Below are 12073 nucleotides of genomic sequence, written 5' to 3'. Positions count from 1 at the left end.
CGGACAGCCCACGAAACCCCAGGGCGCCGATCCAACGGTGACGGCGCTCATTTCGATGATGGCGCAGCAGACCAACACGTTCATGCAGGTCATGGCGCAGGGGATGACTCACGCGCCCGCAGCGGCGCAGCCAACGCTCACCGAGAACGTCCATGTGTTCAAGGAGATCATGGAAGTGGCGCGGGGGCTGAGTGCGCCGCAGTTCGCTCCGTATGAAGACGCGGAAGACGCGTATGACGATGCAATCCCCGAACTTCTCGCTCCGTTGCAGGAGCAGCCCGCCGCAGCCCAGGGAAATCCGATCATGGAACAGCTCGGCAAGAGCGTCAGCGCGGCGGCGAATCGGCTGCTGACCAATCTCGTGCAGGTGGGGGAGGAGAGGCTCGCCGAGCAAGTCACCCAGATGGCCGGTGCCCAGCAAGCGCCCGCGCAGGCAGCTCAGACTGCTCCGGTTCAGACAGCCGCGAACGCGTCCTCAGCAGACCCCGCCCAGGAAATCGAGATCCTCTGCGATGCCCTCGATCACTGCATCGCGCACCAGATCCCACCCGAACGACTCGCCAGGGAACTGGCCTCCACCTATCCACCCGAAACGCTGCAGCAGCTCACCGCCGAGGGAATTGACGCCCGGCAGCTCGCCGACGGACTGGCCATCATGGGCAAACCGGAGCTGGCGCAAAAACTGCGTGAGCCGGTGTATATGGGGTATCTGGAAAAGCTGATCGGGGCGTTGCGGGCTGCATGACTCGATAGCGTCATCAGTTCATAAGTGAGCTAAATTAGAAGGAAATAAAACTGATAGGCGAGTGGATTACAAAATAGGCCACACTTGGCGCGCTAGTAGCGCCAGCGGGGAAATTTTCTCAGGGATCGAAGCCGATCACGGGCAATAAGCGTCACCTGTCCGCCGGTGGCCAGGCGCTTCGCCCCGGCAGTAAACCCCTTGGCGTTCGTGATGACCACTTTTTGGCTCGGTGCGGGAACGTCATATTCCCCAACTGATTTCATGATCTCGACCAGGGCGTCTTCGCCCAGATTGGCATCCGTCTGTCTGTGCTTGCACTGAATGAGGAGATTGGGTGTCCCAATTTCCGCCTTGGCAAGCGCAATCAGGTCGCACCCCCGATCACCCGTTCGGGGCGTAGTCTTGACGCTGAATCCGGCCTGGCGTAGTTCATCGGCAACCCAGTCCTCAAACGCGAGCGGCTCCAGTCTGTCCACGTCACCCAGCGTCAGCTGGGCGGGCAGACCTGCCGAATCGGACGCACTCCTGATCAGATCATCCAGAAGCTGTTTCGATTCGCCGTCAGTCATGGCAGTGGGAGCCAATAGGTTCCGACTCAGTGCTCGCTTGCTTTCCAGTAACTCATGCAGACGCCAGTCGAAACTCTGTTCCTGGTAGTGCGGATGCACGGCAATCGGGTAGTAAACGTGGACGGGCTTCTTCTGCCCAATGCGAAACACCCGGTCGGTGCACTGATCCTCCACCGCCGGATTCCACCAACGCGAGAGATGAATGACGTGATTCGCTGCCGTCAGGGTCAGGCCTACGCCACCTGCCTTGGGGGAGAGGATCATGGCATCGAAACCCCGCCCCTGCTGGAATTCATCAACATGAGCCTTTCGCTTGGCTCCGGACACGGTGCCGTTGATGATCAGCGGGCGGGCATGCAGCTTGTAGCGACGCTGGATCAATTCCGCGAGCGTCCCCTGCATGTCCCGCGATTCTACAAAGATCAGCGCCCGCTCCCCGGTCTGATGAATTTGGTCGAGAATGTTGAAAGTCGTAGTGAGCCGCGCCGAGGCCGAGATGTATTCTTCGTCGCTCTCGCCATCGCGGTGATAGGGGTGCAGCGAAGTGCTGCGAATGCCATGAAGGGCTTCCAGCATGGCCCCTTTGCGACCGGCACCCGCCCGGGCCTGCTCCAGCTGCTTGTCATAAGCCTTGCATTGCAGCTCCGGCATCATGGTTTCCACGCAATGGACCTCCTTTGAAGGCAGACCACCCAGAACTTCACCCTTGAGGCGCCGCAGCATCATGGGAGGCTGGGTGTCTTCCTTGAGAAGGCGCCCCAGTCCAGCCAGAATCTCGCGCTGTTTCTCGACTTCCTGGGGCGTGGAATCCGGCGAGGCAACCTCATATTTTTCGGAGAACTCGCGGTGTGACCCGAGTTTCCCCGGCTGAAGCATATCGACGATGCACCACAAATCACCAAGCCGATTCTCTACCGGTGTGCCGGTCAGCGCGAGCAAGAAATCCGCCTTCATCGCTTTGGCTGCCCCGGTCACCCGTGCCCCCGGGTTCTTGATCTTCTGGGTCTCGTCAAAGACGATTACTCCCCAGTGGATCTTCCCGAAACTGAACTGATAGTCCCGCAGGGTCTCATACGTGGTCAGCACCCAGTCGGCCTCCCGCAATGCTGCGAGATCAAGTAGCGGAACGGCATCTGCCTCTCCCCCCTTACTGGCCCCGTCCTGACGGACTTGCCGGAGAGTGCTGCCAAAAGCGGCCAAGCCGTGCCCAAGACCGGGGGAGTCCAGATGCTGGGTGTGCTCATCCTCCCAATTTTTGAGCAATCCCGTCGGCGCCACGATCAGCAATGGTCGCTTCGCATGAGTTCCAGTCCGCATTTCCTCGGCTACCCATGCGAGAAAACTCAGGGACTCCACCGTCTTCCCAAGCCCCATATCATCGGCGAGCAAGGCCCCGGGGCTGCCATCGGCCCAGTGACATTGAAGCCATTGGAGAGCCTCCGCCTGATGGGGGTGAAGTTTTGAGCGCAGGCTCGGCGGCAGGGTTCCAATGTCTGCATGGACTCGGCGCGCGGCCTTTTCAAATTCAACATCGCCCAGATTGTCCTTGATCAGCAGTGCGCGCTGAACCCGTTCCGGCGTTTCACCTTCATCCGTCGATGGGGTTGCGCTTTCCCGAGGCTCCTCGGGAAAGGCCCTTCGCACCAGCTCCTCAACGCTTTCAAGGGTACGCGGCGTAACCGGCAACGATTGGCCCAGATACTCGATACTCGACGCGCCCGCGTCATGGGCCTTTCGAAGATCAGATTCAACTTGCTTGAGATCTTCTTTCTTGATGTAGACAGCCCGGTCGTCGATCCGAAGCCCGAATTCCTCCGGGGGAAGCCACGGCTCTTTCGCCTGCGTGATCCAGGGCAGCACCACCGGCTCCCAGATCCCGATTCCCCGAACCCGCTCGCTGTAACCTTCATCGTGGAACAGCGTCTCCAGCAACTGTGGATCCATTTCCGCCTGAAGCCGCTCGCGCAAGACTGCATGGGGGTTCTGCAGAAATGCTCGTCTTTGCGGGACTGACTCTTTCTGGATCTCCCGCAGGACGTTCAAAGCCTTTTGCAGGTCCGGCGACGCAATCACGTAGGTCGCGCCGCCAAGTGCATACTGCCCCCTGGCCGAATCAAACTGCCGGAATTGCCGGGCGAAATCTTCCTGCCGGGCATCCGGCAAGGGCGTCTGGAATGCAGGTTCTGAAGCGGTCTCGGGATTATCGCTGTCCGGATTTTCAATGCGACCCAGCCTGGGATGAAAGTCAGGCTCCCGCTGGCCACTCAAGAAGGGCTGGAGCTCAAAAGCATTGGCCAACACTACCTGGATGCGCTGGAGCTGATCATCGATGCGGGCGCCTTCGGGCAACGCCTGTTTGATACGCGCAACTACAGCGAAGCGCTCGTCCTGCTCATCGTCTCGGAGCTTCCCATAGTTTTCGATGGCCTGAACCAAAGAAAAAAGCGGCTCGGAGAGGGTGCAGAGAGAATCACCCTTCTTTAGGAAACACCCGTCGCGCTCGATGCCCATCTGAACGCGTCCACGATCGCCGACATAGCGAAGTGAGATCGACGCTCCTGGACGGAGCAGATCGCCTCGTATCTGCAATTCCACCATGTAGGGAACCCGCTCAGGCAAGCCCAGCGCCCGCAGCTCCCAGGATGCGAGAGAGGCCAAAATATCATCGGAAATGGCAACGGAGGTATCGCTGCTGGCCTCAATGCGCTCATCCTCCAGAAGCGAGAACAGCGGGGCCAATGAAAGAGGTTTCCCGTCCGTCGACCGAACGTCGTGATTACCCCATTCGTCCAGTGGAACTGCCGTTTCACTGGACGTCAGGCGAAACACCACGTCAGACGGGTCGCGCGACCAGCTCAGCCTGGAATATTCAGTATCGATAGCCATAGGATCGCCAATTCGGATTTTGAATACCGGTTTCCTGCTCTACAAATCCGGCGAACTTACGCTCCCAACGACGCAGGCCATCCTTTGGTGCATGCCGGAATCTCAACGAACGATCTGCCTGCTTCAGTTCGTCGACGGAATACTCACCAAGGCGAAATGCTGGCGCGTGTAGGTCGTCGATACGCCAGAAAGAGCAACTTGATGAATGGCTCCACTCAGCGATTACCAATGAGTTCATTCGCATCAGAAGAACCGAATGACCGCCCTGCACGCCGCCCCCGCCGCGGAGCGACCCGAATGTCCCTCGAAGCTCCTGGGATTGATAGAGCGCCAGTTTTTTCGCGCGTGACCCCAGGATCACCCTTGCGTCCTGAATCGCATCGTTGTTCAGATAGGCCGACCAGAATGCCTTTCGCGCATGCCAGTGCTGGTCCATGGCTGTCTGATCGACAATCTCGAAGAATGCCTCCAGCGTCACGCTCACCAGCCAGCGGAGCATGACGTCACGCGCGTCATCGGCGCCCTGCCAAGCGTTCCGCCGTGTTCGAGGATCTCCTATATGTCGTAAGACAAAATCAGAGATTACAGATTTAAGCTCATCTGCGGGTTTGCTGTTGTGGAATGGCTTCAGTAGGGCATTCAAAGTTCGGACTCTGTGCTCGGGAAACCGTAGGCCTTCATTTCCTTCCAGAGGTTTCAGCAACAGCATCAAACGAACCGAGTTGATCTGCTCTCGCGACAGGGCATTCTGAATACATTCCAGATACCGTTGCACCGCAATGTTCAAAAACCGCGCGGATTCCAATCCCTGCGAGAATCCCGCGCTTTCCAGGAATCCGGCACCGGGCGATTCCGCTGCGGACCAACGCTCTCCAAAGGCCTCCGGCCCCTCCTCCGAGAACAGCTGGAACTCCGCCTCCCGCTCCCGCCACTTGCGCAGACGGATGGACCGGTGCCGTTCCAAGAGCTCTCTGGCCAGCTGCAACCATCCCTTCAGCTCCGGTCGGTCTTTGGGGTAATCCCGCAAAAGAACAAACAGGAATGCCGAAACCAATGACGCCGAACGCTGTGATTTCAGCCAGGCACCGAAAGACTCCCGAAATCCTCTGTCCGCACTGAACCATTCATTGGGTTCCCCTCCGTAGAACAGCACCCAGGGCAGCCGGCGCCGGTCCATCCGATTGACCTCCTCCAGGCTGCGCTGCCGGGCCCAGAGCTCGGAGACGCGGCGATGCGTTTCCTCCAGATCGAAGGGAGTCGGCTCTTTGGGCTTGGTATCGCCCAGAAGATTGTGAATGTGAACGAGTGCTTTCTCCGTCTGCTTCGGACCGTCGTCAATTGTCGTTGAAAGCCCAGGCAGTGGCGCCTTCGCACGGTGCGCGAGATACTCCTGCAATGACTGATTGTGATCAGTGCCCGGCATCATGCTCCAGCTCCGATTTGACCTCGCGCGCAGCCGTCGGAAGCGTAGCGGCACGATCCGGTGGTGGTTCCATGATAAATCTCAGATCAATGCGCCGGTTTTCATCGGCATAGGGATTTTCCCGATTCGCAGGCCGCTGGTCTGCGTATCCGCTGAGACTGAGAATTTTCAGCCCGGAACTGTTTCGAAGTTCGTCGAGCTGATTCTCTGTCGCTTCCAGCATTCGGCGCACTACGTCTGACGCCCTCAGGCCGGAAAGTTCGTAATTGTCCTGAAAGCGGGACCTTTTCCCCACAGGTGTCTTGTCCGTATGCCCTTCGACGAAGAGTGCCTCAACATTTGCCGGATATTTCTGTCGGTCGATTTCGCGTTTACATGCAAGTTTCGAGGACTGAACGAAGCACGGCAACACTTCGCGTAAAATTCCCGCCAGCAATGCCACGTTGCTCGCAGATTCCGAGCCCGAATCAAGAATGTCCTGTCCGCTCCTGAACTTGATGCTCTTTTCCGTCAGGCGAAGCACCCCCTCCCCTTCCACAACCTCGACCGTGATGCCCTTTTTAATCAGCTCGTCCCCCAGGACTCGCAGCAGTTCGTTCCGAGTATCCTGCAGTGACGCTCGTCGCTGAACAGCCCGGCCAAAACTCAGCGCAAAGACCATCAAGGTGATGATAAACAGAAATATCAGGCCCGCCATCAGGTCGCTGATGGAGACAAGATAGCTACCACCGTCTTCGTCGACGAAGTGGCGCTGGTAACCTCCCGAATTCATGACCTGTGCTCCATGACTTCGGACATTTCTTCGACAGCCTGACGCAGCTCGCTAACCGCACCGGCAAGATCTTTAGAAACCTTGGCCGTCTGGTCATCCAGCGTCCCCATGAAGTCCCGAACCCCGATGGTGTAACGGTTGAGTCCCTCATCGAGTTGAACAAAGACCTTCCGCAGGGATTCATCCACCCCGGAGAAGCGGGATTCATACCCACGCCAGACGGCTTCCAGTTTCTCCTGCGTTTCCTTCGCCTGGATGACCGATGCCTGAAGTGACTCGGTCAGCCGCTGGGTCGCCGTCATCGCCTGCTGCGTGACGTCTGCTGATTCTTTGAAGTTGCGGGCCGATTCAGATATTGGGGTTACCAGATCACCGAACTCTTTGAGACGGCTTCCTGTGGCGCTGCTCAGTTCACGGAGCTGAGTGACCGTCGTTTTCAGCTCGGCAACGAGTTCCCCCGTTCCCTCGGTCGACGAATTGAGGCGGCTCATTCCTTCTGCGAATGCTGCGATGGTTCCATTCATCTCCTGAGCGGCCCCTTGTCCAGCTGCCCGCAACTGCTCGGCTAAGCCGCTGCTGGACTCTCCGATCCGGGCGAGCATTTCGCTCATGGCGGTCGTGAGCTGCTCCTGGACGGATTGGGAACTCTGGCTCATGGCCGCCGCGACGGAGTCGGAGACCTCCTTGGTTGCACGGCGCATTTCTTCCTGATTCTGATTGATGGAGTCGATGGAAGATTTGAGCGAGGTGCTCAGGGAATCCAGTGTTCCCGAGATCGTGGACGCGGTATCCGCCCCCGCCGACTGCAGTCGCTCGGCTACGGCGCTCGACGACTGCTCGATCCGGTTCAAAATCGAGCTCAGGGTGCCGGTCAGTTCCTCCTGCATGACCCTGGAACTATCACTCAGCGCGGCTCGCACACTTTCAGCTACCTGGCGAGTCGCGTTCTGCATCTCTTCCTGGTTTCCCCTGATGGAACTCGCGGCAGACTGGAGAGTTTCCTGAAGGCCTGAAAGCGTCCCAGCCATGGCCTTCATTTCCGAGCCTGCGGAACCGGTAATGGATTCGGAGAACTTGTCGACAATCTGCTGGATCATCTCGTTGTTGGATTCGCCACGATCCTCCCGCATACCTTCCGTGGCAGAAATGAGCCTCTCCAATGCAGGCCCCAGGGATTTTTTGACCAGAACCTCCTCCATCTGCCCGGAAAGCGTCACAGCCAGATCGTTGCTGAAGTTCTGCAACGACCGGGTCTGGTTTTCCAGTTCGGTCAGTGCCGCATCGGCCAGCCATTCGGGTGTTACCAGCTGGAGCCGCTCGTCGAGGGCGTTCACAAAGGCCGCGAGTTTCTTCTGTAATGTTGACACCCAGTGACGCTCGAAGCCCAGAAATACAAGTGAGGTGATGAGCCCTGCAATAGAGGTCAGGAATGCCAAAGATGCGCCGCTCAACAATGACTTGAGCCCCTGCATGGTCGCGTCCATATTGTCGGGACTCAGCTGTGGACTTGCGATGGCAATACCGGCGGCAAGGCCAAGAAAAGTGCCCAGAATTCCAAAACCGGTCAGCGCGTTGGGAATTGCACTATAGAAACGCAGGTCGATCTTCGGAACAATGATGGAATAGTCGTTGAAGTAGAGCGCTGCTTCCCGGCTATTGCGGTAAACGTCTTCTTGCCCCGGGCGAGGCCGGTCGATCAGACATTCAGTAAATTCATCCCACGAATGCTGTAGGTCAGGCAGCTGATCGATCTCGTCCGAGACCGAGTCAAAGTTTGCTGCAAACCCTGCCTCGCCGTCGGTTTTCTCAACGACCTCCACGGCCTTTGTAAGCTGCACAAGCAGACTTCGGTAATGCCGTCGTAGCGTAATGCCCAACGCCAAAGCGATTGTGACAATCGCACCGCAATAGACCCAGACAAACAGGTCATTGACCAGAAGATGCGCAACTGAATTCAGCATCTGCCCCCCACGTGCCCCGTGATAACTGAGAACAAAAGGCTAATCGAAGGAATACACTGCGGGGAAGCCATGCGACACCCAGTGACACGACTGGGCAGATCCTACCAGTTAATGACCGCCTGCCGCTAACGCACAACACAGGCCGACCGCTGAATTGCCGAAACGGCGAAATCTCATCACAATTCTCCCCATGCCGCTCCAGAACCGCGTCACGCCATCTGGTGAGATCATCACCACCCCGGCCCGGGGCACGCTCATGGGCAATCGCGGGATTCTCCACAATGACAAGAAGCAGTTGGGGACCTCGCGCTGGAAGCATCACAGCTGGGTCTGCTGTGCCCTCGAATTCAAGGGTCGCAGGCGGGAGCTGATGTCCCCGGGCAACTACACCGAGCTGTTCTTCCTGGACGAAGCGACTGCGCTTGCGGCAGGGCACCGTCCCTGCGCCGAATGCAGACGGACACGCTACAACGCCTTCGTCGGTGCGTGGCGGAAAGCGTTTCCCGGTTTCGAAGTGACATCTGCCGCAATTGACAAGCAGCTCCACGGCGCGCGGGTGCGGCGCGACCGCTCGCAGGTTCGATTTAAGACAAACCTGGATAGTCTACCCGACGGCGTGCTTGTTATCTTGTCCGGAGATCCCGACACGGCCTGGCTGGTGCACGGGGACTCGATCCTTCGCTGGTCACCGTCGGGCTACACAGAGCGGCGCACTCGGCCAAACGGACTTGAAGTCACCGTGCTCACACCGCAGCCGACGATTGAAATCATTCGGGCAGGCTACGTCCCGGAAATTCACCCTACGACGAACTTGTAGATTGTTGGGCTTGTAGCCTAGTTCGTCAGCCGCTCCCTAAGCTCCTGCACCGACAGTGGCGGATCCTTCCGATGAAGCATGGCGTGGCAATTGGGGCACACTGGCACAAGATCTTTAACGGGATCGACTTGATAGGTGTCACCAATGGCGTTGAGCGGCTTGATGTGATGAACATGAATGAATCCCTGCCCGATCTCGCCATAGCGTGCCTCGAAATCTAAATTACATACCTGACAGACGGCGCCAAAGTGGGCAATGCAGTCCTGCCGCGCCTGCGGGCTCCGTTCATAAGCGTTGACGGTCACGCTCTTCTTGCTGCCTTCCGTCAACGCCCCCGAGGGATCGCGCACCTCGTCGGGGAAAAGGTTTCGGGATGCCATGGCCTTCTCTTCAGGATAGAGCCCTCGCTCCCTGAGCTCATCTCTCCATTGGATGAGGGGAACATATCTCTTGTTCGCTGGCGGCTCGCCGTAAGCGATCTGCCAATGATTCTCACGTCGAGTCAGGATTTCCGTTTCACTCCAGTCACTTTCCAAATATACGAACAAATCATTCCCAAACTGCGGCAGCAGCGACTGGAGCCGTCTGGTGCTGTGCGTCGTAAATACTTTTCTCTCGCGAGCAAGCAACGGGGGAAACGGCGCATCTCGATCCGACGCCCATCGGTAGATCTCCTGGAAATCCCGAATCGGGAAATCCGTCAAGGGCTTTTCGATGCTGCTGCGAATCGTTGCTGGAAGCTGCAGAAAGTCGGCGCTGCCGGATACCGCACCCAACAACAGGTCGGCCAGATGGCCGACTTTCATCGATCGTGCTTTTGGAGTTGGCACTTCAAATCGCACATAGCCGGAAGTGCTCACCGGATTCATATTGAGAACTTCGGCGATGGTTCCATTGCCCGGCCTCGTCGCGGCCGGTTTCGCATCCGGACCCACCCCCTTCGAGCTTCGCGTCATGGCAGCACTCCCTCAATGGACGGGGCAAAATCGTAGTCGGGCGTCCGCTTTCCCGTAAATCGCAGCAACCTGGTCGAATTCTGCCAGCAATCAATGACAATCCGTGTCACACTACCGGCAAAGTCAAAAAGGCGCTACTAATGCCCTGTTCCGAACACGAACAAGGCGGGGGATCGGGTGGACGGGTGTGACCACTCCTGAAGAAAAAGCGCGCGTGAACATCGACCGCCAGCTCGTGGCAGCTGGTTGGGAGGTGGTGGACCGCGATGAGATCAATCCGTCCGCACCGGCGCAGGCGATTCGCGAGGTGCCGATGAAGCCTGGTCACGGGCAGGTGGACTACCTTTTATATGTAGAAGGCAAGGCCATCGGCGTGCTGGAGGCCAAGAAAGAGGGCGAGGCGCTCTCGACCCACGAGATGCAGCCCGAAGCCTATTCCGAGGGTCTGCCCGAACAGTATCCCGCCTGGCGCAGACCGCTGCCGTTTCAGTATCTCTCCACCGGAGAGGAAACCTTCTTCCGCAACAACCTCGACCCACAGCCGCGCAGCCGCCGGGTCTTCGCCTTCCACAAGCCCGGGACGCTTCGCGACTGGGCCGAGGGCAAGGTCCTGCTGAGCGATCCCGACAGCATCGCCGAAGAGCCTGCCGCCTACGGCAAGAAAACTCCGACGCTGCTCTCACGCATCCAGCACATGCCGTCCATCAACATCGAGGGCATGTGGTCCAAGCAGGTCACGGCCATCGAGAATCTGGAAAAATCGCTGCGCGAGAACCGGCGCAAGGCGCTCGTCCAGATGGCCACGGGTTCGGGCAAGACCTTCACGGCGATTACCGAGTGTTACCGCCTCATCAAGTATGCGGGTGCCAAACGCATCCTGTTCCTGGTGGACCGCAAGAATCTCGGAGACCAGGCCGAGCAGGAATTTCATCGCTACACCGCGCCCGATACCAACCGCAAGTTCACCGAGCTCTATACGGTGCAGCACCTCAAATCGAACACCATCACGCAGTCGAGCCGCGTGTGCATCGCCACCATCCAGCGGGTGTTCTCGATCTTGAAGGGCGAGGAAGAGATGCCCGAGGACGCCGACGAGCGGTCGGCTTTCGAGCGGCAGGCCGCCGGCGAATCGCTCTCGGTCGTCTACAACCCGCAGATCCCGCCGGAGACCTTCGACTTCGTCATCGTCGATGAGTGCCACCGCTCCATCTACAACCTCTGGAGCCAGGTGCTCGAATATTTCGACGCGAGCCTGATCGGCCTGACCGCCACGCCGTCCAAGCACACCATCGGCTACTTCGATGGCAACCAGGTCATGTACTACACCCACGAAGAAGCCGTCGCCGACGGGGTCAACGTGGATTTCAGCGTCTACCGCATCCGCACCAAAGTGACCGAGCAGGGCGCCGTGCTGGACAAGAACGAATGGGTCAAGGTCCGCGACCGCCGCACGCGAAAAGAGCGGCAGGCGCAGCTCGATGAAGAGCTGATCTACGACACCAAGGACCTCGACCGCTCCGTGGTCAATCCCAGCCAGGTGCGCACGGTGATTGAGGCGTTCAGGGACAAGCTCTTCACCGAGATCTATCCGGGCCGCACCGAAGTGCCCAAGACGCTCATCTTCGCCAAGGACGACGACCACGCCGAGCTCATCGTCCGCACGGTGCGCGAAACATTCGCCAAGGGCGATGAATTCTGCCGCAAGATCACCTACCGCGCGGGGATGCACAAATTGGAAGACGGCAGCTACAAGCGCACCAACGTGAAGGTCGACGACATCATCAAGGCGTTTACGAACTCCTTCATGCCGCGCGTCGCGGTGACGGTGGACATGATCGCGACCGGAACCGACACCAAGCCCGTCGAGATCGTGTTCTTCATGCGGGACGTGAAAAGCGAGAACTACTTCGAGCAGATGAAGGGCCGCGGCGTGCGCGTCATGGG

8 protein-coding genes are annotated in these 12073 nt (G+C 58.5%); 3 read left to right on the top strand and 5 right to left on the bottom strand.

Going from position 1 to position 12073, the window contains the following annotated elements; all coding sequences use genetic code 11:
- Window positions 1–745: hypothetical protein (locus KDH09_07945; GenBank protein ID MCB0219609.1), on the top strand; the 745-nt coding region annotated here is incomplete at its 5' end.
- A gap of 92 nt (window positions 746–837) precedes the next feature.
- On the opposite strand, the gene KDH09_07940 is transcribed toward KDH09_07945, so the two are convergent.
- The 4 genes from KDH09_07940 to zorA are packed head-to-tail and all read right to left on the bottom strand — an operon-like array spanning window position 838 to window position 8356.
- The gene (locus KDH09_07940; protein ID MCB0219608.1) at window positions 838–4200 is read right to left on the bottom strand and encodes a restriction endonuclease; all 3363 of its coding nucleotides are present in this window, start codon (window positions 4198–4200) and stop codon (window positions 838–840) included.
- Window positions 4184–5626, bottom strand: coding sequence for a hypothetical protein (locus KDH09_07935; protein ID MCB0219607.1), 1443 nt, complete (start codon window positions 5624–5626; stop codon window positions 4184–4186). The genes KDH09_07940 and KDH09_07935 overlap by 17 nt, the downstream gene beginning before the upstream one ends.
- On the bottom strand, window positions 5610–6395 hold the full coding sequence (locus KDH09_07930; GenBank protein MCB0219606.1) for a hypothetical protein: 786 nt from the start codon (window positions 6393–6395) through the stop codon (window positions 5610–5612). Before KDH09_07930 ends, KDH09_07935 begins: the two co-directional genes overlap by 17 nt.
- On the bottom strand, window positions 6392–8356 hold the full coding sequence (gene zorA, locus KDH09_07925; protein ID MCB0219605.1) for an anti-phage defense protein ZorA: 1965 nt from the start codon (window positions 8354–8356) through the stop codon (window positions 6392–6394). The genes KDH09_07930 and zorA overlap by 4 nt, the downstream gene beginning before the upstream one ends.
- Window positions 8357–8546: 190 nt before the next feature.
- Between zorA and KDH09_07920 the strand changes: the two genes are divergently transcribed.
- The gene (locus tag KDH09_07920) at window positions 8547–9173 is read left to right on the top strand and encodes a hypothetical protein (protein ID MCB0219604.1); all 627 of its coding nucleotides are present in this window, start codon (window positions 8547–8549) and stop codon (window positions 9171–9173) included.
- Window positions 9174–9190: 17 nt separating this feature from the next.
- Here KDH09_07920 and KDH09_07915 read toward each other — a convergent pair whose 3' ends face one another.
- Window positions 9191–9553 carry an HNH endonuclease gene (locus KDH09_07915; GenBank protein MCB0219603.1) on the bottom strand — a complete coding sequence of 121 codons (363 nt, stop codon included), beginning with the start codon at window positions 9551–9553 and terminating at the stop codon, window positions 9191–9193.
- Between the two features lie 763 nt (window positions 9554–10316).
- On the opposite strand from KDH09_07915, the gene KDH09_07910 reads away from it, so the two are divergent.
- On the top strand, window positions 10317–12073 hold a 1757-nt coding region (locus tag KDH09_07910), incomplete at its 3' end, for a DEAD/DEAH box helicase family protein (protein ID MCB0219602.1).

The sequence above is a fragment of the Chrysiogenia bacterium genome (assembly GCA_020434085.1).
GTDB lineage: Bacteria > JAGRBM01 > JAGRBM01 > JAGRBM01 > JAGRBM01 > JAGRBM01.
Note: the sequence above shows the minus strand (reverse complement) of the source record. Positions and strands in the feature narration are given on the sequence as shown.

Bases quoted from the DNA above. Each gene is read 5' to 3' on its own strand.
- KDH09_07940 (MCB0219608.1), bottom strand. From the start codon at position 4,200: ATGGCTATCGATACTGAATATTCCAGGCTGAGCTGGTCGCGCGACCCG.
- KDH09_07935 (MCB0219607.1), bottom strand. From the start codon at position 5,626: ATGATGCCGGGCACTGATCACAATCAGTCATTGCAGGAGTATCTCGCG.
- KDH09_07930 (MCB0219606.1), bottom strand. From the start codon at position 6,395: ATGAATTCGGGAGGTTACCAGCGCCACTTCGTCGACGAAGACGGTGGT.
- zorA (MCB0219605.1), bottom strand. From the start codon at position 8,356: ATGCTGAATTCAGTTGCGCATCTTCTGGTCAATGACCTGTTTGTCTGG.
- KDH09_07920 (MCB0219604.1), top strand. From the start codon at position 8,547: ATGCCGCTCCAGAACCGCGTCACGCCATCTGGTGAGATCATCACCACC.
- KDH09_07915 (MCB0219603.1), bottom strand. From the start codon at position 9,553: ATGGCATCCCGAAACCTTTTCCCCGACGAGGTGCGCGATCCCTCGGGG.